The 23,080-nt window shown below is 32.9% G+C and carries 27 protein-coding genes; 12 read left to right on the top strand and 15 right to left on the bottom strand.

Features of this window, described 5'->3' with window-relative positions:
* Positions 1–232: 232 nt before the first annotated feature.
* Together MHH85_RS07590 and MHH85_RS07585 are read left to right on the top strand one after the other, a co-directional pair.
* Positions 233–619 (top strand): hypothetical protein, encoded by a 387-nt coding sequence (locus tag MHH85_RS07590; RefSeq protein ID WP_340706526.1) that lies wholly within the window; start codon positions 233–235, stop codon positions 617–619.
* A complete protein-coding gene (locus MHH85_RS07585; protein WP_340706525.1) occupies positions 606–1,244 on the top strand; it encodes an O-methyltransferase in 639 nt (212 codons plus the stop codon). Before MHH85_RS07590 ends, MHH85_RS07585 begins: the two co-directional genes overlap by 14 nt.
* A gap of 120 nt (positions 1,245–1,364) precedes the next feature.
* Here MHH85_RS07585 and MHH85_RS07580 read toward each other — a convergent pair whose 3' ends face one another.
* The gene (locus MHH85_RS07580; RefSeq protein ID WP_340706524.1) at positions 1,365–1,607 is read right to left on the bottom strand and encodes a hypothetical protein; all 243 of its coding nucleotides are present in this window, start codon (positions 1,605–1,607) and stop codon (positions 1,365–1,367) included.
* 120 nt (positions 1,608–1,727) lie between these two features.
* Positions 1,728–2,225: a hypothetical protein gene (locus tag MHH85_RS07575; RefSeq protein ID WP_340706523.1), complete on the bottom strand. Its 498-nt coding sequence runs from the start codon at positions 2,223–2,225 to the stop codon at positions 1,728–1,730.
* A gap of 289 nt (positions 2,226–2,514) precedes the next feature.
* Between MHH85_RS07575 and MHH85_RS07570 the strand changes: the two genes are divergently transcribed.
* The 3 genes from MHH85_RS07570 to MHH85_RS07560 all read left to right on the top strand — a co-directional run bounded on the left by MHH85_RS07570 (position 2,515) and on the right by MHH85_RS07560 (position 3,857).
* Complete coding sequence (locus MHH85_RS07570; protein ID WP_193739934.1) at positions 2,515–3,090, top strand: TetR family transcriptional regulator; 576 nt, start codon at positions 2,515–2,517, stop codon at positions 3,088–3,090.
* Positions 3,091–3,189: 99 nt separating this feature from the next.
* On the top strand, positions 3,190–3,540 hold the full coding sequence (locus tag MHH85_RS07565; RefSeq protein WP_340706522.1) for a DMT family transporter: 351 nt from the start codon (positions 3,190–3,192) through the stop codon (positions 3,538–3,540).
* Positions 3,541–3,542: 2 nt separating this feature from the next.
* Positions 3,543–3,857 carry a DMT family transporter gene (locus MHH85_RS07560; protein ID WP_193739936.1) on the top strand — a complete coding sequence of 105 codons (315 nt, stop codon included), beginning with the start codon at positions 3,543–3,545 and terminating at the stop codon, positions 3,855–3,857.
* A gap of 128 nt (positions 3,858–3,985) precedes the next feature.
* On the opposite strand, the gene MHH85_RS07555 is transcribed toward MHH85_RS07560, so the two are convergent.
* Together MHH85_RS07555 and lepB are read right to left on the bottom strand one after the other, a co-directional pair.
* Positions 3,986–4,417 (bottom strand): SRPBCC family protein, encoded by a 432-nt coding sequence (locus tag MHH85_RS07555; protein ID WP_340706521.1) that lies wholly within the window; start codon positions 4,415–4,417, stop codon positions 3,986–3,988.
* A gap of 48 nt (positions 4,418–4,465) precedes the next feature.
* Positions 4,466–4,948 (bottom strand): signal peptidase I, encoded by a 483-nt coding sequence (lepB, locus tag MHH85_RS07550; protein ID WP_340708141.1) that lies wholly within the window; start codon positions 4,946–4,948, stop codon positions 4,466–4,468.
* 381 nt (positions 4,949–5,329) lie between these two features.
* Between lepB and MHH85_RS07545 the strand changes: the two genes are divergently transcribed.
* Entirely contained in the window at positions 5,330–5,899 is a 570-nt protein-coding gene (locus tag MHH85_RS07545; RefSeq protein ID WP_340706520.1) for a tubby C-terminal domain-like protein, read from the top strand.
* A 403-nt stretch (positions 5,900–6,302) separates the two neighbouring features.
* On the opposite strand, the gene MHH85_RS07540 is transcribed toward MHH85_RS07545, so the two are convergent.
* The 4 genes from MHH85_RS07540 to MHH85_RS07525 all read right to left on the bottom strand — a co-directional run bounded on the left by MHH85_RS07540 (position 6,303) and on the right by MHH85_RS07525 (position 8,728).
* The gene (locus tag MHH85_RS07540; protein WP_340706519.1) at positions 6,303–6,638 is read right to left on the bottom strand and encodes a YdhR family protein; all 336 of its coding nucleotides are present in this window, start codon (positions 6,636–6,638) and stop codon (positions 6,303–6,305) included.
* A 268-nt stretch (positions 6,639–6,906) separates the two neighbouring features.
* The gene (locus tag MHH85_RS07535; protein ID WP_340706518.1) at positions 6,907–7,323 is read right to left on the bottom strand and encodes a VOC family protein; all 417 of its coding nucleotides are present in this window, start codon (positions 7,321–7,323) and stop codon (positions 6,907–6,909) included.
* Between the two features lie 138 nt (positions 7,324–7,461).
* Positions 7,462–8,070, bottom strand: coding sequence for a hydrolase (locus tag MHH85_RS07530; RefSeq protein WP_340706517.1), 609 nt, complete (start codon positions 8,068–8,070; stop codon positions 7,462–7,464).
* A 229-nt stretch (positions 8,071–8,299) separates the two neighbouring features.
* Complete coding sequence (locus MHH85_RS07525) at positions 8,300–8,728, bottom strand: hypothetical protein (RefSeq protein ID WP_340706516.1); 429 nt, start codon at positions 8,726–8,728, stop codon at positions 8,300–8,302.
* Positions 8,729–9,350: 622 nt separating this feature from the next.
* Between MHH85_RS07525 and MHH85_RS07520 the strand changes: the two genes are divergently transcribed.
* Both MHH85_RS07520 and MHH85_RS07515 read left to right on the top strand, forming a co-directional pair.
* Positions 9,351–10,664 (top strand): anaerobic C4-dicarboxylate transporter, encoded by a 1,314-nt coding sequence (locus MHH85_RS07520; RefSeq protein WP_340706515.1) that lies wholly within the window; start codon positions 9,351–9,353, stop codon positions 10,662–10,664.
* A gap of 379 nt (positions 10,665–11,043) precedes the next feature.
* Entirely contained in the window at positions 11,044–11,862 is an 819-nt protein-coding gene (locus tag MHH85_RS07515) for a purine-nucleoside phosphorylase (protein ID WP_340706514.1), read from the top strand.
* 108 nt (positions 11,863–11,970) lie between these two features.
* Here MHH85_RS07515 and MHH85_RS22255 read toward each other — a convergent pair whose 3' ends face one another.
* The 4 genes from MHH85_RS22255 to MHH85_RS07500 all read right to left on the bottom strand — a co-directional run bounded on the left by MHH85_RS22255 (position 11,971) and on the right by MHH85_RS07500 (position 15,408).
* Positions 11,971–12,138, bottom strand: coding sequence for a DUF6903 family protein (locus MHH85_RS22255; protein ID WP_169786306.1), 168 nt, complete (start codon positions 12,136–12,138; stop codon positions 11,971–11,973).
* A 62-nt stretch (positions 12,139–12,200) separates the two neighbouring features.
* Positions 12,201–13,082 carry a carbohydrate ABC transporter permease gene (locus MHH85_RS07510; RefSeq protein ID WP_340706513.1) on the bottom strand — a complete coding sequence of 294 codons (882 nt, stop codon included), beginning with the start codon at positions 13,080–13,082 and terminating at the stop codon, positions 12,201–12,203.
* A 15-nt stretch (positions 13,083–13,097) separates the two neighbouring features.
* Entirely contained in the window at positions 13,098–13,988 is an 891-nt protein-coding gene (locus tag MHH85_RS07505; protein ID WP_340706512.1) for a carbohydrate ABC transporter permease, read from the bottom strand.
* A gap of 76 nt (positions 13,989–14,064) precedes the next feature.
* Positions 14,065–15,408 (bottom strand): carbohydrate ABC transporter substrate-binding protein, encoded by a 1,344-nt coding sequence (locus tag MHH85_RS07500; RefSeq protein ID WP_340706511.1) that lies wholly within the window; start codon positions 15,406–15,408, stop codon positions 14,065–14,067.
* A gap of 166 nt (positions 15,409–15,574) precedes the next feature.
* Here MHH85_RS07500 and MHH85_RS07495 point away from each other — a divergent pair, with 166 nt between their 5' ends.
* The 3 genes from MHH85_RS07495 to MHH85_RS07485 all read left to right on the top strand — a co-directional run bounded on the left by MHH85_RS07495 (position 15,575) and on the right by MHH85_RS07485 (position 18,859).
* Entirely contained in the window at positions 15,575–16,450 is an 876-nt protein-coding gene (locus MHH85_RS07495; RefSeq protein WP_340706510.1) for a helix-turn-helix transcriptional regulator, read from the top strand.
* Positions 16,451–17,044: 594 nt separating this feature from the next.
* Positions 17,045–17,863, top strand: a complete 819-nt coding sequence (locus MHH85_RS07490) for a purine-nucleoside phosphorylase (RefSeq protein WP_340706509.1) — start codon at positions 17,045–17,047, stop codon at positions 17,861–17,863.
* A gap of 267 nt (positions 17,864–18,130) precedes the next feature.
* Positions 18,131–18,859 carry a GNAT family N-acetyltransferase gene (locus MHH85_RS07485; protein ID WP_340706508.1) on the top strand — a complete coding sequence of 243 codons (729 nt, stop codon included), beginning with the start codon at positions 18,131–18,133 and terminating at the stop codon, positions 18,857–18,859.
* A 150-nt stretch (positions 18,860–19,009) separates the two neighbouring features.
* On the opposite strand, the gene MHH85_RS07480 is transcribed toward MHH85_RS07485, so the two are convergent.
* Positions 19,010–19,489 carry a YjdJ family protein gene (locus tag MHH85_RS07480; protein ID WP_340706507.1) on the bottom strand — a complete coding sequence of 160 codons (480 nt, stop codon included), beginning with the start codon at positions 19,487–19,489 and terminating at the stop codon, positions 19,010–19,012.
* Between the two features lie 566 nt (positions 19,490–20,055).
* Here MHH85_RS07480 and MHH85_RS07475 point away from each other — a divergent pair.
* Positions 20,056–20,277 carry a hypothetical protein gene (locus tag MHH85_RS07475; protein ID WP_340706506.1) on the top strand — a complete coding sequence of 74 codons (222 nt, stop codon included), beginning with the start codon at positions 20,056–20,058 and terminating at the stop codon, positions 20,275–20,277.
* A 114-nt stretch (positions 20,278–20,391) separates the two neighbouring features.
* Here the strand turns inward: MHH85_RS07475 and MHH85_RS07470 are convergent, their stop codons facing one another.
* On the bottom strand, positions 20,392–22,314 hold the full coding sequence (locus tag MHH85_RS07470) for an ABC transporter permease (RefSeq protein ID WP_340706505.1): 1,923 nt from the start codon (positions 22,312–22,314) through the stop codon (positions 20,392–20,394).
* Positions 22,304–23,065: an ABC transporter ATP-binding protein gene (locus tag MHH85_RS07465; RefSeq protein ID WP_340708140.1), complete on the bottom strand. Its 762-nt coding sequence runs from the start codon at positions 23,063–23,065 to the stop codon at positions 22,304–22,306. The genes MHH85_RS07470 and MHH85_RS07465 overlap by 11 nt, the downstream gene beginning before the upstream one ends.
* Positions 23,066–23,080: the final 15 nt, after the last annotated feature.

Raw genomic sequence — 23,080 nt, 5'->3', positions numbered from 1 at the left:
ATGTTAATAAAATCCAAATACAACTTTAACATATTTTTCCTTAAAAAGTGTAATTCTATTTTTTATCAGTAATTCCCCTATAACTTCTTCAATTAATAACAAATAAAAAAACAATATACCAATTAATATCTATTCTTTCGAATTGGAATTTGACGAAACGTATACAAATGTATACAATCAATATTATAACCTTTTGTATACGTTTGTATACAAAAAAGAAGGAGGAGTTTTAATGAGAGATGGAAAATTTAAGGATTTAAAGAAAGAGGGTCATCATCGAGGCGAGCGTCATAAAGGGAGAGGTGGTTCTGGCGAACGTGGACCAAAAACATTTCGTCGAGGTAGAGCAATTGCTTTTTTAGAGAGAATGAATCTTAAGCGTTCCACTATTAAGCAGCAATTAAATAAACCTGAGTTTCAATCTATTCATCCAATTTTAGTCGGTGAATTAAAAGCCATTGATATGGTAATCAACGAATTTATTCAATTGTTTGAAATACAGGAGAATGAAGCAATGGATATCCGAAACAATGATGAACACACAGAAAATTTGGAGTTAGATATTAAAGAGTCAGTATCTATTGATGAAGGAGGATTTGAACCTAATGAAACAAATTAATAATTATATCGATTCAGTGTTTCAAAATCATAATACTCATTTGGATGAAGTCATTTCGTCCATTGAAGAAAATGGCATGCCCTCTATATCTGTATCTCCTTCTTCAGGGAAACTTTTAACTATGCTTATATCAATTTCAGGTGCTAAAAATGCACTTGAAATAGGTGCACTAGGAGGTTATAGCGGTATTTGCCTTGCTAGTGGATTCGGGAAAGAAGGAAAATTAACTTCTCTTGAATTAGAAGAAAAATACGCAGAGTTAGCAAACAACAATCTATCTAAAGCAGGGTTTGGAGATCAAGTATCGTATTTAACTGGGCCAGCATTACAAAGTCTACAAATACTAGTTGATGATAATAAGCGATTTGATTTTTTCTTTATCGATGCTGACAAAGAAAACTATGAAAGTTACTTAGAATATTGCATTCAACTTGCGGATTCAGGAGCTATAATAGTTGCAGATAATGTACTAGCTCAAGGTAGTGTAGCAGATCAAGAAGTTCAACCTAAACGCTATACCGAACTAATGAAGAAATTCAATGAAACAGTGGCTAATCATCCTCAATTAGAATCTATTCTTATGCCAATTGGTGATGGGATGACTATTTCTAAAGTGAAGAAATAATTGCATTTTTTATCAACCAACAATCTTAGTTAGAACACTCTAAATTGTTTTCAAAGTATCATAAGTTTTATTAATGAAAGACCGTTGAAGCCTGCTTAACTTTCAACGGTTCTACTTTAATTATGATTTTGATTTAATTGAAATAGAATTCCGTACCTTTTCTAATAAACTTATGAGTCCAAATAGAATAAGTGTATTTAACGCCAATGTTGATAAAGCAAAAAATAAGTTATTAATTCCATAATCTAAAATTGTAAAAATACTTATACCATCATCATCCCCTTTGTAAAAAATCCATTTAAAAGGGAACCCTAGCAATAATGCTATTCCAAAACTAATCCAAATTTTTATGTTTCTCCGCATTTAGTTGATCCCCTCCTTCGAAAACTTTACAAAAAAAATCTGGTTAAGATATATTATGTATTTGTTTTAAATACAAAGTTCCGTAATGATTAAGTTGCTTGATGGAATTCTTCCGAATAATTATTCTGATACATTACTTTTCTGTTTATCTTTATATGCCATCATTCCACTAATAAACAAACAAAGAAGTATTAATAATGTAAAGGTAAAAAAGTTAAAGAAGACTGCGTTGGAATAGATGCTAAGTAAAGGAATTTTCGTTTCTTCATGATATATTGGGTTTACTTCGGCAAGAAGGGATTTTAATTGAATTGCTCTTATTAGAGTGATACTTACAATCAAGATTATTCCCAATAAGCTACCTGCTACAGTCATTCGAATAGTCCCCTTCTGCAAGTTGCTATACATAAATTCATGCATATAACTGATAGACATACCGATGAAAACAATAATAAATGGAAATAAAAAAAAGAATGGAAATAAACCGATATTACCATTTCCTCCACCATTATTAGTAGGAGCAATTGCTGTTAAGTTGGCAAAAATAAAAGCGCCTATTGTTAAGACTGTACTTAATATATAGATGATAAAATAAAGGTATCTTGTTAGTTTTTTCATGCATTACAACTCCTTTATAATCTATATTGTACATTAATTGGAAAACGGAAAACAGTTTATATCAGCATGTACAACTAAAGATAACTTGATATTTTCTCCTCATGAACACCCTCTCCCGATTTAATTTCAGAGCAAATATTTACAAGAATCACGTTTCTACAATGTAATTAATCGGATTTAAGCAGTGAAAATACTCTCCCATTTCTCTTATTCTAAATCGATTTTTTTGACAAATTAACATCTATTCTATAAAATGAATGACAGTCAGTCATGAAATGAGGAATATAAAATGTCAAAAGAAGAAAAGATTATTCTTGCTGCTATCGATGTTTTCCGTGAAAAAGGTGTTGAAAAAACAAAAGTATCCGATATTGTAAAATCTGCTGGAATAGCTCAAGGTACTTTTTATTTATACTTTCCATCCAAACTATCCGTGATGCCGGCAATTGCAACTATAATGGTAGAGAAAATTATGTCAGAAGTGAACCACCGCTTTCAAGATAATGCGTCGATTGAAGACAAATTAGAGCAAATTGTCGATGCTGTTTTCTATTTAACAAAAGAGTATCGTGACGTCTTTGCACTAGTTTATGCTGGAATTACTCAAACTGAGCATTTGAAAGAATGGGAGACTATTTATGCACCTTTTTATGAATGGATGAACAACTTCTTAAAACAAGCTCAAAATGCCGGAGATATACGCGACTCACTAAATACTGAACGATCCTCGAAGTTGGTTATTGGTCTGATTGAATCTGCAGCTGAACAAATCTATTTATATGATGATTTTGATGAAGAAAATGCAACAATTCAGAAACAAGAACTACTAAATTTCTTACATCATGCATTAGGGCTTCGTATTTAAATTATGAAGCTTTTGCGCTCAAAAAATGACTGATAGTCAGTCATTTTATACTGACAAAGAGTAAGTTTGCTTATATTGATTACGAAAGGAATGATAAATATGACAAAAGATTGGATGTATGTTGCTTTAACTTGTTTATTTGAATTGATTTGGGTATTCGGCTTTAATACCGCAAGTACTTGGTGGCATTGGGCTATTATACTAGTAATTATTGCGGTAGATTTCCACTTCTTATCTAAAGCTTGTGAGAACTTACCAACCGGCACTGTCTATGCTATTTTCGCAGGGATAGGTACAGTTGGAACGACATTAATGGATGTATTTATATTTGGTGGAGAATTTAGCTTAGCAAAAGGAATTTTCATGGTGATTCTTGTTGCGGGCGTTATTGGATTAAAATTAGCTGATAATCATACGAATGATGAAAATGATTTGAAAGGAGTGCATTAACGATGGGTTGGATATTTGTATTTTTAGCTGCAATGTCGGAAATTGTAGGCGTTATCGGTTTAAAGCTTTACAGTCAGAATAAAACAATTCGAAATTTGATTCTTTACGTTGGAGGTTTCGGCTTATCATTTGCCCTCCTCTATACTTCGTTTAACTATTTACAATTAAGTATCGCCTACGCTGTATGGATTGGTATCGGTACAGTGGGCGCTGTTTTGATTAATATGATTCTATTTGGAGAATCCAAAAACGTAGCACGTGTTATTAGTATTATTGCGATAGTTATTGGAGTAGCTGGGTTGAAAGCTGTTTCTTAATTTTATAATAGAATATATCCCTCATATCGAAGACCCCCGTCTTTAATTCGGAAACGAACAAATGGCTGGGGTCTTTTATATTGGTCACTAGTTCTTTTTTTATTTCTCATTCAAAGTTATTTTATTCGTTAAGTTAACACTTCATCCATAGCTTCTAGCATATTTCGCCATGCTTGCTCCGTTTGTGGTGCAAAGTCTGACCATTCAGGATGTAATTCGTGAGTTAAAGTGAGTTCACAGCCTGTCTTAGTCGATACTATGTCAATGTTAACACGAGCTGAATCCGGTGATTCTTTTGGAATACCCCAAGTAAATACTAGTCGTTTCGGTCGATCAATTTCTAAATACTCTCCACGGTGGTCAATCTCTTTGCCTTCTCTTAGATCAACAAATGAGAAAGAGCCTCCCACCCTTCCGTCAATTTCTACACGTTGAATATCCCCTTTTGGAAACATCCATTCCTTCACTTTTTCAGGGTCTAGCCAAGCTTCAAAAACCTTATCTGATATAATATTAAAGTTATAAACTACGACTGCATTCATATTTGACTGAGTATTCAACAAGATCATCTCCAATTGATATAATAAAAGACTAGTTTGTGCTTCGAATTATTTCGAATAACCGATTACTTTACCTTGTATTTCTTTCTGAGGTAATAATCCAAAGTCCTTACTGTCAATACCTCGCCACCATTGGTCAACAAGAACATATACTGTATTTCCCTCTACTACAACAGGTTCCATATTTAAATTGAAATAGTCTCGAGTAGTTTGTTCATTTTCAATATTAGATACATCTACATTTTTGAAATAAGATGTTTCGTCCATTCTACGTATTAACGCTTTTCCATAAAAAGTATCAAGAACTTTATCATCAATACAAACTTGACCATTTTGTATTTCGATTGTTTCCCCTGATAAACCAACAACACGACCTAAATAACTACGAGGCAATTGAGGGTTTTTAGTTAATTCTGATTCAGGCATATTAAAATAAATAACATCGCCCCTTTGTAACGATGAGTAATTCGGTTCTATCACCAAATCGCTATTCTCTGATGTCTCATATTCGTGTTTTCCTCCATCCATCATATCCAAGTTCCATGCCACTTTAAATTGTTCTTCATTTGGTGTTACCGTCTCAAGTTTTAAAGGTGTCACGTCATCAGTTATAAATACTGGGGTTATCGTATTTGTAGATTCACTTTTTTGAATGCATCCTACCAAAGCTATACAAAGAATAGGATTAATAATTTTTTCATTACATCCTCCTTTTTCTAGATATCCCCATAATTATCCCTTAATTCCTTTTTACAATCAATTAAATGACACTTTTATACAATTTAATAGTACGTTTGACGATTAAAATCTTAAAAGTTCCTATTCATAATTACCAAAAAAATAAAATTAAACATTACTGAAAATTTATTGTAAAATAACAAATATAGTTAAACCTATCTAGGAGGAATAATATTGTACACGTATTCATATGAAATTCCTAAACAAATGTCGATGCAAGATAGATTACCACTTACTGATGAAAATGGTAACGTTCATTGTTACATAAAAAAGCGAAAACCAAGAATATCGACTCGTATTGTAAATAATTTATTTAGTCTTTCTCTTAATTATTGCTTTGAAGCAGTGGATAGAAATGAAAAAAACATCTATAGTATAAGTGCTTTAAAATTTAAATTAGACTACATGTTAACAACACCGCTTCAAAAAATAGTTCTGAAAAGAATCCGTGAGCAATTAATCGAAAGTAAATATACTTGGCAAGATAATTCAGATACATACGTATTTCTTCAACACTATTCATTAGAAGTACGTTTATTTAAAAATAATGAAGAATTTGCTAAAGTGAAGCTTCTAGACTCTAGGAGTTCGGATGAGTTAGACATTGTAAACATCACTCTTTTAAAAGAAGATGATGCCAATTTAGCAGCATTAATGGCCGTCCTCTACCATAGTTTGTATTACTATAACCGCTATGATAGTACACTTTTAGGTACATCTATTTCCCTTTTTGATGCCATATAGAACAGAAACAATTTCTATAACCGGCTTTCAAATGTTCATATTTATTAAAAAAACCGTTCAAATTCTTGAACGGTTTTCTAATTTTTATTAGATTATAAAATCTTCATCAAATATGGGCTCTCTAATTACACTTACTATGAATTAGAATGATTAAATATCTCCTTATATTTCCTCGCGCAGCACCTGTTACTATTTCTACTTTATTTGCAATATTAAAGAAGGACGTAATATACAACTTCCTATTTTAAGATTCTCCTAATAACAGAAAGCATTTCACATGAATTGGTGGAAAATATTTCGTATTTGTATAATTTACTGCTGTTATTCAAAACCCAACTTAATCTATGATAAAAAACTTAGTATTATAGTTTTAAAGAAGATCTATTAATTTATACAATTCTATTTAATATTCCTCTCCATAACTTGGATTTGCTGCTACATCCAGTGGCGCTCGTGTAATCTCTGAATGCTCTTCTAAGATTTCAAAAATTTGAGTTGTAACATTACTAACCCCATTCATAGATGTAAGATGTGGAATAGCTTTTTTTGCTCTGATTTCAGCATCTCTTCGAGTGGCGTATAAATATAAACCTGATCCTTCGCCACTTTCTTCATCCACTGTCCACACTTTCCATTTTAAACCTGGTAACTCAACTAATTTTTTTGCACCTTCAATTGGAAATAGTTCACCCTGCTTGTTAGTGTCTAAATCAAACTTAATTTGCAACATTACTGACATAATAAAACCTCCTGTTTAATTTTATATTTTATTAAGCGAATTACTTGAATATCCAGAAATTAATTATCTATTTTAATATATGATTGATATAGTTATTACAGTACAAGCCTATGTTGAATAACTCTTTTTGCTCATTCGTAATTACCCTCTTTTTAAAATAATATGATGACCTATTACCCCCGTATTAAGGTAAAAAAAAGATGATACCTGATAAGGCATCATCACTTCGAAAATTAAACTTTTATTAGATAACATTAAACCGAAAAGTTTATCCCTGATTTATTGCACTTTCATCCATATAAGCTATTTCCCAGATATGACCGTCTAAGTCCTGAAAACCCCATATATACATAAATCCGTGATCTTGCGGCTCACTATAAGGCTTAGCACCAGATGCCAGTGCCTTCTTTACCAACTCGTCCACTTGATCTCGATTTTCAGCAGATAAACAGAAAATCACTTCTGCAGAAGTAGAAGTATCCGTAATTTCCTTCTTGGTAAACCCTTTGAAACGTTCTTCAACCATTAGCAATGCGAAGATATTGTCACTAATGATCATAGAGGCTGTGCTCTCATCACTGAATTGTGGGTTGAAATCAAAACCTAACTCTTGAAAAAACTTGAAGGATTTGTTCAGATCTTTCACTGGTATATTTATGAAAATATTTTTAGATTGAAAAGCCATTTAATATCACCTCCAAGTAGAAATTAGCACATTAAAGTCGTGTCCATTTTACGACTAACTTAAACATTTAGTAAAAAAAACGTTTCCACATATTGTAGAAACGCCCATTTGAGTAGAATATTCAAATTTTACAATAGATTAAGTAAGTAAAGGTTTTATATTCAATAACCCCTTATCAACTGATGTCTCTATATAACCCACTATCTGATCAAACGTAAATACATTAAGTTTTTCATTTATCACTTCCTTATCGTACTCCATATCATCCAATACATAAGGAATGAATTTTTCAACATCTTTGGACTTAACTTCTTGCAAATCAAATATTGTAGGAAAATTACTAAGCATTTTTCTCAATTCGTCTGTAAAACCATAATACTCTAATAATTTTCCATTTAGTAATCGGAAATCATTATGGTATAAATTAAGTATTTCTTTATTAGCTTCCATTCTGTTTTTTAACCAAGGAAGATAAAAACCTTTCAGCCATATATCATCAGCGATTAAATGTGTATAATATCCCAAAATATAATGACTTTCTGCTTGCGCATGATATTTATGTAAAAAACCCTTATAATCGATACTTCGTGAATAATCTTGTACTTCACCTTTAAAGAAATGTGATAATTCTTTAGTTGAAACAGCATCTGGCGCAATGCCTCCAAGTAAAAATGGTGTTCTATCTTCTATCGACAGACACTCTGCAATTCTATTAGCGATGACCAAGTGCATTATTCTTGAACCCATAATTCCACACACCCTTTGATAAATTCTTTTGTTACTCCGCCTCGTTAGTTGAAGTGAGCTTTTTATTATCGATTCCAATCTTTATAAATAGAAGGATTCTCTTAAATAAAACTAAACTCTTTTCAGTGCTTGTAATAAACCTACCTTTATCCCCCCATAAAACCCCTCCACTAATTTGTGATTTAAATCATGTATTCTCTATTTCTTCATATATATCCGTACTATCCAATCACAAATCAGAAAGCTTTTCTCCTGTTAATATTTCAAATAAATCAGTAGAATTCTCCACGTTTAGTTGAACATACTGATTATCACCCCTTACAACCTCTACTTTATCTTTATTTGGACTTATCCAAATTTCATATAACACTGCTTTTGCTGACATTTTATCACTTTTAAATTGAAAGACAAATCTGTAATCTGCAGGACGTTCCATATCTACTTTGGCGTTTTCCCAATCAACCTTATCTAATATATCTTTCACCTTTTGAACTTGCTTACTATCAGTAATTTCTTTAAATTCTTCATATTCATTTTCATTACCAATACGCTTATCAACTTCTATCTTTTCTTCTAAATCTACTTTTCCATTAGAACACCCTGTAATAACAAATAAAATCATTGCCAATGAAAACAATAAAGTCTTTGTTAATTTCATATGAACTCCCCTTCTCTTTTAATAAGTCAAACTTCATTATAGAAAATTCCATTTAAAATCAGAAAAAAGAGGCCTACCCGTAATCATTGACTCAAGCATCATTTTTTTATTCATTAAATCCCCTCTCATCACCTTACACATTCTTCTCCCTAATAACTATATCCAAATTATAATAGTTTTTCCTCAAATAAACTGCCACTTTACTTGAGGAATAGGTTTACGTATTTTTAACCAAACTAAAAAAACGGTGTGCAAAGGCTTATACGCATCCGTTTTGAATCCCAATTCATTCTTATCTCTATCATGTTCACAATGGAAGCGTAAAATCTTCCTACTTATATGTATTTATTTTTCTTATAAAAAAACATTTTTGTTTTTGACAATTTTTTGTCTTTAAAAATAAACCACGTCTTTTTTTGTCGTTTTTTGTCGTTTATTACGTAGTATGAAAAATGATTTACGAAAGAATCCTACAATATCATTCATGAAACTAAATGTTCTATTCATGGCTATTATTGATAAAACGTCTTTTTGTGAATCTTTCGACAAAGGATGTAAACAAGGTTTACATATTAAAAACTTTTCGTAATAAAATGACCATTTGTAATTGGAGGAAACTGATATGTTCTGGGTGCAATTTTTGATTTTGTTAGTCTGTATCTTTATTGGTGCTAGGATAGGTGGACTTGGTCTCGGAGTAATGGGTGGTGTTGGATTAGCTATCTTTGTATTTCTTTTCGGGCTAGAACCTACTTCAGCACCTATTGATGTTATGCTGATGATTTTATCTGTAATTACTGCTGCAGGAGCTCTTCAAGCCGCTGGAGGTATGGAATATCTCGTTCATATTGCGGAGAAAGCATTAAGAAAAAACCCTAAATGGATTACATTTATCGCTCCTATCGTTACTTACGTTTTTACTTTTTGTGCAGGAACTGGACACGTAGCATACTCAGTTTTACCAGTTATTGCCGAAATATCCCGAGAATCAGGTGTACGTCCTGAAAGGCCAATGTCAATCGCAGTAATAGCATCACAGCAAGCAATTACAGCTAGTCCTATTTCAGCAGCGACTGTAGCATTATTAGCTTTATTAGCTGATTTCCAAATTACTTTACTTGATATTTTAATGATCACTATACCTTCTACCTTTATAGGTTGTATGATAGCTGCTTTTGTTGTTAGTAGAAAAGGTAAAGAGCTGCCAGAAGATCCAATTTATTTGAAACGCTTAGAAGAAGGCTTAGCTTCAATTAAACAAGATAAAAAAGCATTCCATCCAACTAGTGCTTCAAAACTTTCCGTTGTATTATTCTTACTTGCAGCAGTATTAATCGTTGTTCTAGGTTCATTTGAACAATTACGTCCAGGTTGGGATATTGACGGCGTATATACACCAATGTCTATGCCTGTTACCATTGAAATCCTTATGCTGACAATTGCTGCTTTAATCATTATTTTTTGTAAAGCAAATGTTGACGAAATTGTTTCAGGTAGTGTGTTTAAAGCAGGAGCATCAGCAGTTGTAGCTATTTTCGGTATCGCGTGGATGGGTGACACATTCTTCAATGGTAATGCTGAACTAATTAACAGTTCGATTTCTGGACTAGTCACAGCAGCTCCATGGTTATTTGCTATTGCTTTATTTGTACTTTCTATTTTACTATACAGCCAAGCAGCAACCGTTCGAACACTAATGCCTCTTGGTGTAACGCTTGGTATTAATCCAGCATTATTAATTGCCATGTTCCCAGCTGTGAATGGTTACTTCTTCATTCCAAACTATCCGACAGTTGTGGCAGCCATTAACTTTGACCGTACCGGAACAACTCGAATCGGAAAATATATTCTAAACCATAGCTTTATGCTCCCTGGTTTAGTTTCAACAGTCTCTGCAATTGTAATTGGTATAATACTAAGTTCTGTATTACTCTAGATACTTTTTTTAAAATATAGCTTTTTATTCTTTGAGCGATTTCCTCGTGGGTATTTGTTTATTATATCAAGTGTATCTTGTTATTAAACCACCAATACCATACTTTAGTTGAATAAGTAATAAGCGATTGGCCACACTAAGATGCAACACTTGGATACCTTACATCGACTGTATTTAAAGAGTAGTCCTAATAAAATTTGTCCATTTTGTGTTAACCTTTTTCACTCTATTTACACTAGCAATAAAATCAATTAATATTCTATTGATTAAATGTTATGAAGAGCAACATTCTTTTAATGACAGCATTCATTAACATTTTGACTATCAACAACTTAATATTAATTAACGTTTATTTTTTTCAATTAAGGAGGAATTGTTAATGCACAAATTACAAGATATTTTAGAAACTAGAGATTTCATTATGAGTAAAACAGATTATCGTCCTACGATTGGACTGATTTTGGGCTCAGGTTTAGGAACTCTTGCTGATGAAATTGAAAAATCTGTCAAAATTCCTTATAGTGAAATTCCTCACTTTGCAAAGTCTGAAGCAATTGGCCATGCAAACGAACTAATAATTGGCGAATTACAAGGAAAGACAGTTGTAGCTATGAAAGGTCGTTTCCATTATTATGAGGGCTTTTCATTAGCTGAAGTAACTTTCCCAGTACGTGTAATGAAAGCGTTAGGTGTAGAGAATTTAATCGTTACTAATGCTGCAGGAGCTATAAATACAAGTTTTAGCCCTGGAGATTTAATGTTAATTACTGATCATATTAATTTGGTAGGTACAAATCCATTAATTGGACCAAATAATGATGAATTGGGAACTCGTTTCCCTGATACTTCTCAGGTTTATAATCTAGAACTACGTAATATTGCTTCTAAAGTTGCTAAAGAACAAAACTTTAGTTTACAAGAAGGTGTTTATGCTTGGTCGAGTGGCCCAGCTTACGAAACTCCGGCTGAAATCCGAATGATGCGTACATTAGGTGCAGATGCTGCTGGTATGTCAACAGTCCCAGAAGCAATTGTAGCTATTCATGGAAACATGAAAGTACTTGGCATTTCCTGCATGACAAATATGGCATGCGGAATTTTAGATCAGCCATTAACTCATGATGAAGTAATTGAAGTGGCTGCTAAAGTTAGAGAACAATTTGTTGGATTAGTTAAGGGTATTTTAAAAGAAGTGTAATAGAAAGCTAAGAATTAAAGTGAACTCCCCCCATTGTTAGACAAAACTAACGATTGGGGGGGTTTTTATAAATTATTTAACGAATACTCCTCTGACTTTAATGGATTTTTATATGAATTTTCGATTGTAACTGTAGAGGAGTCCCAAGAGACCAGCTAATCCTACTAGCATTATGCCCAATTCGAATTTGCCAGTTGTTTTTTGGCCTACAATTATCAAAGCCAAACAAGTGATGAATATGACAATTCGTAAGGTAATTAGGAAATTACGTTTCATAATAGAAAAGCTCCTTTATCCGGAAGTGTAACGCACTCATTATTCTTTTTCATATTCATCCTCTATTCCTTCGATCCGCCAAGAGCCATTCCTTGGGTTAATTTCTTTTGAACCAAAATGTACAAAATCAAGGTTGGCAACATAACGAGAACCATTCCGGCATACATTTGTCCATAATTTGTAGCTGATTTTTGAGCTGCCATTAAGTTCATCAGCCCTACAGGCAACGTTTTATTCGGACCAGGTATCAATGTCAGTGCAATTATATATTCATTCCAAAACGAAAGAAAATTGAATAAGATAACAGCTACAATACTAGGTCTTGCCATGGGAAGCATAATTTTGAACATCGTTTTAAAGTATCCGGCACCATCGACCCATGCAGCTTCTTCATATGTTGATGGTATCGTTTGGAAGTAACTAGACAATAAATATATAGTAAAAGGCAATGCCGTTGAAGCGTACACTAAAGCTAAAACAAACAAATTATCTAACAAAAAACCATCACCAAATCTTACACGTATGACCGTATCCACATCTAGTAACATTAAAAATATTGGCACTACAATATAGTTCACATTGATAAATAATCCCGCTTTAAAAATTGTATTTATAATTTTACTACCTTTAAATGTATATCTAGCCAAGACATAAGCCGCCGGTAAGGCAACAACTAATAAAATTAGAATTGCTAAGGCCGTAACCATGATAGAATTTAACATATACGTGCCCATATTTGCTTTTTCGAAAGCGTCTATAAAGTTTTGAAAATAGAAACCTTTCGGCATGTCCCAAGGGCTCGTGTAAAATTCTGATTTTTCTTTTATCGAGGCTATGAAAACCCATGCAACAGGAATGATAATCGTAATAGCTAACGTAAGTAACGCTACATAAATAAACAATCGATAAAGTTTCTCTACGCTCATTTTCTTTTGTTTTTTCATCTTTCTTGGTCCTCCTTAGTACTCAAGCACTTCCCTTTTGGTGATTTGGTTAATAATAGCTGATAATGCGAATGAGAATAAGAAGATTACTACTCCGATAGCCATACCATAACCATAAGAGGAATTTGTGTAAGCCTGCTTATACATGTAACTTAAAAATACCTCTGTCGAACCGTCTGGCCCGCCGCCAGTCATTGCTTGTACAAGTAGAAAACTTAAATTTATGGTGCTGACAATAAAAAACGTTAATGTTGTACGAATGTTGTTCCAAATCAACGGCAAAGTGATACTAAAAAATTGTGTAATACGTCCCGCTCCTTCTAAAGATGAAGCTTCGTAAAAACTTTCTGGAATATTTGCCATACTAGACATATACATAACCATATAATAGCCGACAGCTTGCCATACGAGCGCTCCACTAATACTGTATATCGCAATTTTTTGGTCTCCAAGCCACATTTTTTGTAAACTTTCAACGTTGAATACAGAAAGAAAATTATTCAATAAACCTGATGTTGGATCATAAATCGCCGAAAATATTCCAGCAATAACTACGATTGATAATATATTAGGAATATAGAAAATGATTCTAAAGAAATTGCCCCCTTTTACATTTTCTCTTGTTAATAATGTTGAAAAAAGTATGGCAAATACCATCGTGATAAGTGTTACTACTACAATTAATAATATGCTGTTTTGAAGAGAGCGAATGAAGTTCATATCATTCCATAATATTTTGAAGTTATTTAAACCAACAAATACTTGATTATTTGAAAATCCTCCCCATTTATACAAAGACATCCGAAAAACTTCAATCGTAGGCACAATCATAAATAGTGTTAACAAGAGCAGGGCCGGCGTCGTACAAACAAAAATGAATATCCTTTTTTCTGTTGTCTTTTTCAATATCTTCACCTCTACAAATTAAATATAACGGTGAGGAAAATCATTCACCGTTATATCTTAGTAAAATAGTGTTCGTTTATTTTAATGCTGGTCGTAATTGATCGCTTACTTTTTCAACATTTTTTTGCCATTCTTTTACCGTTTTGTCACCTGAAACAATACTGTCGATACTTCTGAATAATGTATCAGCTATACTAACACCTTCAACCGCATCAGTTGCTGCAAAACCACCCATTCCTGCTTTTGCTCCGTTATCATAGATACTATAGAAAAGCTTATTGTCACCAGTTAGTTTTTCAGAATTCCCTTTAATCGGTTGAATCGCTCCAGCTTCCTCAAAAATAGATGAAGCTTTATCAGAATAAACAAATGTTAAAAAGTCTTTTGCTGCATCTTTATTTTTAGCAGCAGAAGGTATCCACATTTGCTCAAAGAATGTAAACGCATATCGATCGCCTCCTGTTTCAATTGAAGGTAACGCAGTCATGCCCCATTCAAATCCATCAGCTCTTGGTGCATCAGCCATTTCCCCAACAATCCAAGTACCATTTGGCATAAAAAGTGCTTTGTTATCTAAAATTAATTGTTGATTCTTTTTAAAATCTTTATCATTTGCATTCGCAACAGTCGTAGGTTCTGTATATTCACCTAATTTTCCGACTATTTCGAACATTTTTGTTGCTTCTGGAGTTTCCCAGATACCATCTTCATAACTCATCGCTTTATTATAGAAGTCAGGCCCACCTACCTCTAAAAGTAAAGAATAGACGAATGCATCAAAGTATCCAGTAGTTGGATATGTAAACAAAGCGATTCCCTCTGCTTTCGCTTTATCACCTAATGCCCACATTTCATCCCAAGTAGTAGGTACTTCCCAGCCTTTTTCTTTTAATAAATTTGCATTATAGAATAATCCAGTAGGACTGTAGAACATCGGCGCTAAATACGTTTTACCGTCATTAAAAGGATTTGTAGCAAGTGTATCTGTAAAGCCTGGAATTAACTTATCTTTAACAGTTACATCTTCCCCATAAACGTTTTTATCAAGTACATCTGTAATATCTTCTAACGCTTTATCTTTAATTAAGTTTTCTGTAAGAGCTAACTTCCTCCCTGTAGCCAATAAAACCACATCTGGATAATTTCCAGCTTTCATATTCGGGCTAATTACATCTTCCAAATTTTTATCTGCAGTCAATTCCACTTTTACATCTGGATTTTCAGTTTGATACTCGTCGACAACTTTAGACCACATATCTTTGCCATAAGCTGATTCTAGCGCTGCCACATGAAGCGTTTGTTTCACTTTAGTTGTTTCGCCGCCATTTGAACTGACCTCCGCATTATCTTTGTCTTGACAAGCCATTAAACCAATTGATAATAATGCTATCGTACCTGCTAGCAAAGCTTTCTTTTTCATTTTTTTCTCCCCTTTCCCATTTTCCCTCTTATATAAAGTATACGAAAAGTAAAAACGCTTCCACAATATACATCTTGTTCAGTTTTTTAGATATCTTGCTTTTCATTGCCAAGTTTTACTAAAAAAACTATACTATTGATAGGTGTTAATACTAGGAGGTGTTTATATGTCAAATGATATATATGAAGTACCACAATCACATAGAGATCATTTCCCAGTAAAGCTTCTTTATGTAACAAAATCGAAATATGATAAAGATTGGCACAGCATTACTCATACCCATCACTTCACAGAAATTTTGTATATACTTAAAGGTAAAGGAACTTTTATCTTCTCGAATAAGGAAGTACATGTAACAGAACATGATTTGATTGTCGTCAATCCACACGTAGAGCATACCGAAAAATCGACAACTGATCTCCCACTTGAATACATTGCACTAGGAATCCAAGGACTTGCATTCACATCTCCAGATGATTCAAACTTACAGGTCACTTTTTGCAATTACAAACAAGAACAAGAATCCTATCTCTTTTATCTTCATCAATTGATAGAAGAAGTAGAGAAACAACACGAAGGTTACGAACTAATAGCACATAATATTTTAGAGATTTTATTGCTAAAAATTATGAGAAAAAAAGCATTCACTTTAGAAGAAACCTCAACTCAAATCATGAGTAAAAATTTGGTTTTCATTAAGAATTATATAAAGCAACATTTCCGTGAAGCCATAAACCTAGATACGTTAGCAGAAATTATTCATATCAATAAATACTATTTGGCACATTCATTCAAAAAATCAGTAGGAATCTCTCCTATTGAATATCTAATCCAAACTCGCATCAGAGAAAGTAAAATATTGTTAGAAACTACAAACTATTCGATATCTGACATATCAACAATTACAGGCTTTTCATCACAGTCATTTTTTTCTCAATCTTTTAAACGAGTTACGAAATTATCTCCATCACAATATAGGAAAATCAAAAGCCCTAAGAAAAACAGTTCAAATGCTATACAATCTCTAATAAAAAAGAAGTAGAATATAAAGTAGTAGTAAAAAATTAATTGTATTTATTTAGATTAAAAAAATGTAGTTTTGATTTTGAAATCCTAGCCGTTCTATTCTATATACAAATTAATAACTGAAAATTCAAAATACTACTAGTGACCAAGTTTCACACCTGGCTTTTGGTAGTATTTTTTTGTGTTTATTTACTACAGTTTTTTCAAGATTCTCTCCCTCAATTTTGAAGAAAGTAAGGCTTTCTACGTTCTCTAAAAAAATTCCATTCAACTTCTGTTATTCATCCTTCAAATCAATTAAAAATGTTTTGATTTCATATGGTTATATGTGAAATGACATTTTATCGGTATCGGCTACACTAAGTTCAAACGCTTGAATATATTGCTTTGACTGAATTTAAGCAGCAGCCCTTTAATAGTTGTCCATTGTAGTTTTTACATTCCAAATTTCACTCTATTTACAATAGCTATAAAATCAATTAAAATTCTATAGATGCAGTGTAAGAAAAAATTATTATTTTTACATAAAACATATATACTTAAACATTTTGACTAATAGCAATTTGATATTAAGTATCGTTTAGGTTTTTTATTTTAGGAGGAATTACTGATGCACAAATTACAAGATATTTTAGAAACTAGAAATTTCATTATGGAGAAGACAGATTATCGTCCTACGATTGGACTGATTTTAGGGTCTGGTTTAGGAACTCTTGCAGATGAAATTGAAAACCCTTTCAAAATTCCTTATAGTGAAATTCCTAACTTTGCAAAGTCTGGAGCAATTGGACATGCAAACGAATTAGTAATTGGAGAATTAAAAGGTAAAACAGTAGTAGCTATGAAAGGACGTTTCCATTATTATGAGGGCTTTACTTTAGATGAAGTAACTTTTCCAGTACGCGTAATGAAAGCGTTAGGTGTTGAAGAGCTAATTATTACTAATGCATGTGGTGCTGTTAATACAAGCTTTAAACCAGGAGATCTAATGTTAATTACAGATCATATTAACTTGGTAAGTACAAATCCATTAATTGGTCCTAATAATGATGAATTGGGAACTCGTTTCCCTGATGTTTCTGAAGTTTATAATCGTAATTTACGTAATATTGCTTCTAAGGTAGCTAAGGAACAAAACATTACCTTACAAGAAGGTGTTTATGCTTGGTGGAGTGGACCAGCTTACGAAACTCCTGCTGAAATTCGCATGATTCGTACATTAGGAGCAGATGCTGTAGGTATGTCGACCGTTCCTGAAGCTATTGTAGCCATTCATGGAAATATGAAAGTACTTGGCATTTCTTGCTTAACAAATATGGCTTGTGGAATTTTAGATCAACCATTAAATCATGATGAAGTAATTGAAGTGGCAAGTAGAGTTAGAACTCAATTCGTAGATTTAATTAAAGGTGTTTTAGAAGAAATGTAATAGTGAACAAGAACTTCACCCCAGTTGTTAGACATAATCTAACGATTGGGGTATTTTTTATGGAGAAAATAACAAGAGAGCATTCACAATTAGGTTATATTATGAAAGATTATTGTTAGTTCCATAGGGACGTTTAAAAATGTTCTAAAAATATATTTAGAAAATTATTTAAAAATACTAAATGTATCAAAAAATCAGATAATATATTTTCAATTTCCCATCTATATGGTATTTTTAAATAGAGTATAAGTATGGGAGGTAACAATTATGCCTTTATTTTCACAAACCATAACTGACTTTTGGCATAAGTCATTTTTAAACGGAGACGTCCTTTATACAGATGAAATCTTTACTGTCTTCATCAACCCTGAACTAAGTGCAGACCGCCGAGTGATGGTGCTCGAAATCTCCGACGGCCGAGTTATGGCAGTCCTAACGCCTGCTCTGGCCGAGGAGATTGGCCTTTATCAACAACAAGAACTGTCTGAGCATACCTTCCGTGAGAGATTGAATGAAGCAGGAGTCACTCTGCATGGCGCAGATTATCTTTTTTATTTTACAGAAGCTGATAAGAACGTATTGCTACAAGAAAATCTGGAAGGTGACTTACGCCGGTTAACAGAGCAAGATGATGTGGTTTTCTCAGAGTTTCAGTCCTCTGCCTCGGAACAAGACTTAGATGACGCTTATGTGGAATTGGATCATTGGGCAGTTTTCGGCTCTTTTGATCAAAATCGTCTGGTCAGCGCCACTAGCATGTATCCATGGGAAAATGCGCAAATTGCTGATCTCGGCGTACTTACTTTGACGCCCTTTAGAGGAAAAGGTCACGCCCGCAAAGTAGTACGTTCAATTAGCAAGTACGCTTGTGATCAGGGATACGAACCTCAGTACAGATGCCAACTTGATAACCAAGCGTCTACGTTGCTAGCTAAAGCGGCGGGTTTGACGCTGTTTGGAAAGTGGGAAGTGATTTCTCCCGACTCCCCTGACTGAGAATTTAACAAAAAAATAAAATAAGAAGAATACTAAGTTATAAAGAGAGCTTATGAAGGAATTTTATCAAAAGTACTTTTTGTTTTTGAACAGAGAAACACAAAATAAACGTTTCTCTGTTCAATTTTTGTCTCTTTTACTTCTAGAAGATTAGTTCGTAATTTCATTTGTGCTTCGATTAAAAACCCTAAAGTAAGTGATAGTTGCGGTTGTTAAACAGACCACACTATACAATAAACAAATAATGAAATAAATTTTATCTAGAGTAGTGGAATCATAAATAATATAACTAAGAAAAGATAATCCCCCACCTAAAATTAAGAGATAATAAGCAAACCATTTATACCTTTTCTTGAAGGAATAATACCCAATAAGAATTAGCAAATATATACTGCTTGTTACCATAATAACTGGAAAAGTGGGTTGAAATTTAGCTGCATATATAAAGTAGTCAAGTTGTGATATATCGCTAGCACTATATACTTCTCCATTTAGCACTTGAGAAAATGGTGTTGAATACTTCCATTCCCATGGGTTTTCAAGGATTGTACTACCTTCATACCAAGCAAAAAAAGTAGAAAAGAAAAATAATATTAAAACTGTAACAAACTGAATGAAAAATCTTAGCAAACCGAGATCCCCCTCAAATCCGTATTTATTTGAAATTCCTCCTTAAAATTAAAGCGACCATAGCAAATATAGGTTCCAATTTTTATTTTATTTTCCATTTTTCGAACAAACTTAACAATAAACAATTTTACGCTCACGTACCAGTTAGTTTAAGTACATTAATGAGCAATCTATTTAAGAACTATAAACATAAATCTCAGTAAAAAAATCAACTCTCCCCTATTAAAACAATAAAAGTATGTAATTTCTTTAACATTGTGAACAAGGTTTAATTTGGAATTTCGAAGCTAGACCCCTCCACTTTTGTAGAGAAGCCGACGACACCTTCTATTTTTGTTACTCTAATTCGTGGTTCTCTTTTATTAATTGATATCAGCAATGTAATGACTTACAAACCATGCACTTCCATTATCGAACTGATATTTTAAGACAAAAAGATACTCCTATTCAACAAGGTTTTTCACTAATAATCGCCTCCTCCAATCAATATAATAAATATGTATAGTTGAATAAATTGGTATTGATTTTATTCATTTTTATTCCAACCTTTAAAGGGAGGTAATTTTATGGAAGAAAACAATCAAATTATTCAGAATGAATCAAGTACATTAAATAATGATGATACAATTTTCGATCCTATGGAGTCTGATAATCAAATAATGGGCGCTCCATCTCATAATAAACCACATTTACAACAACAACCAAAAGGAATCCGTGCAATCGGCTATACGCTCATCGGATTTTTTGTTCTTATGTTTGCCATTGCAATTGCTGCCCTCATTTTATAGCTCATTTATATTCCATTATGTAAAAAGACTTGATTCCGACGTGGAATCAAGTCTTTTTTTATGACTCTTTTTTAGTTAAATAATGATTGATACCGAGATTCAATGCCAATCTTACTATTTCGCTAATTCTTTAATTAACGTTTTTCTATATTTACGATTCACAATCAGATAACCTAACAATTGAATAATAAAGAATACGCCAAAGCTATAAATGGCTATAGTCTGTAATGCTCCACCAATCATATCTTCCAGAAAATCGACTCCAATGAATAGAAATATACTAGCTACAATAAATGGCACAAACATTAACACGAATAATTGTTTGGATACTACCTTAGAAAGCTCATTCCTTGAAAGCCCCATTTTCATAATTCCTTTGTACATTTCACGTTCTTTATCAAAGTCTGTAATGAGTCTGAAATAGATCATGCTAAGAGCAGCAATCATGAAAATTAGACTAAGCATGAAACCAATATAGAACATTAAGTTTTTAGCGTTCTTATCTGTAGCATACAAATTCCCTGCGCTAAAAAAGCCAAAGTTTTGCCCATATTCACCATCAGAACCAAGGTGTATTTTTGTTTCCAATGTTTCTGCCATTTTGATATTTTCTTTCCAATCCCTTATATTATAGGCAAAAACATCGATATGATTAAAGACATTTAATTGATTGATTTTATAGTATGCTTCGTCCGAAACAACTAATAATCGACTAAGATAACCCGTAGGCAGTAGATTTTGACTTGAAGAGCCCACAACTTGAGGTTTTATATCCGCCTTTTGGAATACTTGCTGGAATTGAGGCGAAATCTCTAGATTTGGAGCTATTTTAGCAGAACCGCTAACTATATAAACTTCATCCTGTTTTAGCGAAACCGTTTTTCCATTAATGCCCTGAACAGCTTGGTTATAGTTACTTTTTGAAATGAAAGATTGACCCCTATCTTCTAGGTTATATAAAACATCAAATTTATAAGGTTGATATCCTCTTTCATTTTCTATTGTGCTTTGTATAAACTCTATATGCTCTTTCTCCTGAGCATTACCCGTATTGGAAACATACATAAAACTATATGGATAATTGGCTTTAGTACTATCCTCTACATTTGCATTGGCACTATACAACATCACTATTGAAAAAAAAGAGCCCATCAATAATAACGATACTAGATACATGATTTTAACGTTAGAACGTATTTTTGATCTTAAACCAGAGACTGTTAGCATATTTGTTTTTTGTAAATAATAGTTAGTTTTCTGAATTGTAGTGATAATTACAAGTGAGAGTTGCATGTATAACGGATACATCCCTATCAGAAAAATGATTAATAAAACAATTACACTAAAATCGCTATCTACCAAAGGACGGATAAACGAAGCATCATTTTTGATCGTCATCGCTACCAAACTCAAACCTACTGTGACTACCCCCACAAACAATTTCACTAGAGAAAATTGTACTTCTTTTTCACTTTTTTTATCCGTCTTTAACAATCGAATGATCTGTTGTTTACGAATAAAGAAAGGTGTAATTAAAGAAATCGCTAGGAATAACACTAAAAACATTACACTTGTTAAAACAATTGCTTTGATCGGAAAATACATCGTAAATCCTTCAACGTTCATAATCTTCTTCGTAATCATTAGAAATAGAGGGGCAAATAATAAGCCCACAATCGTAGCTGTCAAGATTGCAATAATCCCAATAAACATGTTTTCTCGAAAGACCATCTTTTTAATCTGCTTTTTAGATGCACCCATGATGACAAATAAGCCAAACGTCTTTTGTTTCATATGCATAAAAGACATAACAGAGTACGATATAAAGATGAAAGAAAATAAGTAGACTAACACATTGCCCGCCATCATAGCTAGCGATAGTGCTGAACCATTTTGAATGATTGATAAATCAGGGTGAAACATAGAAACTGAAAATGAAAAGAAGATAAAGATAGAAAAAACACTACTTAAGAAATAAGCGATATATGTCCATTTATCTCGTAATATATTTTGCAAGACAATATGATTAAATGTCATTTCTTCCACCCCCAAGGAAGGTCAAAGTATCCATGATATTCTGATAAAATTCTCCTTGTTTACTGCCTCGATGAATTTGATTATAAAGATTGCCATCTTTAATGAAGATGACACGATCACAAAAACTTGCAACATAAGGGTCATGGGTAACCATAAGAATCGTCGTTTGTAATGTTTTGTTGATAGATTTAAATAGCTCCATGACATCTTTAGCAGATTTAGTATCAAGATTTCCCGTAGGCTCATCAGCTAGTAATAGCGATGGTTGATGAATGATAGCACGTGCAATAGCTATTCGTTGTGCTTGTCCTCCAGAAATCTCAAAAGTTCGCTTTTGTAATAGTTGTTCAATACCTAATAGGCTTGTTACTTTTTCTAATCGCTTCTCCATTTCAGAAACCGGTAAACTATCTAGAACAAGTGGAAGTAGGATATTCTCTTTTACCGATAACGTATGAACTAAATTAAAATCTTGAAATACAAAACCAAGTTCTTTCCTTCTAAATTGTGCTAAGTTATCGTCATTTAATTTATGTGGATGTTGCCCGTTAATCGTGATTTCACCATCAGTTGGCAAGTCAATCGTAGAAATACAATTCAACAATGTTGTCTTCCCGCTCCCTGAAGGTCCCATAATAGCGGCAAAACTCCCTTGTTCCAAATCAAAAGTAACAGAGTTTAAAGCTTTAAAATTTACTTTCCCCATATATGTCTTCTCAAGGTTATCAACCTGTAAAATCTTCATATTAATATCTTCTCCTTCTGC

This window comes from Viridibacillus sp. FSL E2-0187 (genome assembly GCF_038006425.1).
Taxonomy (GTDB): Bacteria; Bacillota; Bacilli; order Bacillales_A; family Planococcaceae; genus Viridibacillus; species Viridibacillus arvi.
This window is presented reverse-complemented; position numbering and strand designations above follow the sequence as displayed.

Coding starts and splice junctions, on each gene's coding strand:
- MHH85_RS07585 (WP_340706525.1), top strand. CDS start 606: ATGAAACAAATTAATAATTATATCGATTCAGTGTTTCAAAATCATAAT.
- MHH85_RS07495 (WP_340706510.1), top strand. CDS start 15,575: ATGTCAAATGATATATATGAAGTACCACAATCACATAGAGATCATTTC.
- MHH85_RS07515 (WP_340706514.1), top strand. CDS start 11,044: ATGCACAAATTACAAGATATTTTAGAAACTAGAGATTTCATTATGAGT.
- MHH85_RS07575 (WP_340706523.1), bottom strand. CDS start 2,225: ATGAAAAAACTAACAAGATACCTTTATTTTATCATCTATATATTAAGT.
- MHH85_RS07580 (WP_340706524.1), bottom strand. CDS start 1,607: ATGCGGAGAAACATAAAAATTTGGATTAGTTTTGGAATAGCATTATTG.
- MHH85_RS07470 (WP_340706505.1), bottom strand. CDS start 22,314: ATGACATTTAATCATATTGTCTTGCAAAATATATTACGAGATAAATGG.
- MHH85_RS07525 (WP_340706516.1), bottom strand. CDS start 8,728: ATGAAATTAACAAAGACTTTATTGTTTTCATTGGCAATGATTTTATTT.
- MHH85_RS07485 (WP_340706508.1), top strand. CDS start 18,131: ATGCCTTTATTTTCACAAACCATAACTGACTTTTGGCATAAGTCATTT.
- MHH85_RS07490 (WP_340706509.1), top strand. CDS start 17,045: ATGCACAAATTACAAGATATTTTAGAAACTAGAAATTTCATTATGGAG.
- MHH85_RS07500 (WP_340706511.1), bottom strand. CDS start 15,408: ATGAAAAAGAAAGCTTTGCTAGCAGGTACGATAGCATTATTATCAATT.
- MHH85_RS07590 (WP_340706526.1), top strand. CDS start 233: ATGAGAGATGGAAAATTTAAGGATTTAAAGAAAGAGGGTCATCATCGA.
- MHH85_RS07565 (WP_340706522.1), top strand. CDS start 3,190: ATGACAAAAGATTGGATGTATGTTGCTTTAACTTGTTTATTTGAATTG.
- MHH85_RS07540 (WP_340706519.1), bottom strand. CDS start 6,638: ATGTCAGTAATGTTGCAAATTAAGTTTGATTTAGACACTAACAAGCAG.
- MHH85_RS07530 (WP_340706517.1), bottom strand. CDS start 8,070: ATGGGTTCAAGAATAATGCACTTGGTCATCGCTAATAGAATTGCAGAG.
- MHH85_RS07535 (WP_340706518.1), bottom strand. CDS start 7,323: ATGGCTTTTCAATCTAAAAATATTTTCATAAATATACCAGTGAAAGAT.
- MHH85_RS07560 (WP_193739936.1), top strand. CDS start 3,543: ATGGGTTGGATATTTGTATTTTTAGCTGCAATGTCGGAAATTGTAGGC.
- MHH85_RS07520 (WP_340706515.1), top strand. CDS start 9,351: ATGTTCTGGGTGCAATTTTTGATTTTGTTAGTCTGTATCTTTATTGGT.
- MHH85_RS22255 (WP_169786306.1), bottom strand. CDS start 12,138: ATGAAACGTAATTTCCTAATTACCTTACGAATTGTCATATTCATCACT.
- MHH85_RS07475 (WP_340706506.1), top strand. CDS start 20,056: ATGGAAGAAAACAATCAAATTATTCAGAATGAATCAAGTACATTAAAT.
- MHH85_RS07510 (WP_340706513.1), bottom strand. CDS start 13,082: ATGAAAAAACAAAAGAAAATGAGCGTAGAGAAACTTTATCGATTGTTT.
- lepB (WP_340708141.1), bottom strand. CDS start 4,948: ATGATGGATGGAGGAAAACACGAATATGAGACATCAGAGAATAGCGAT.
- MHH85_RS07570 (WP_193739934.1), top strand. CDS start 2,515: ATGTCAAAAGAAGAAAAGATTATTCTTGCTGCTATCGATGTTTTCCGT.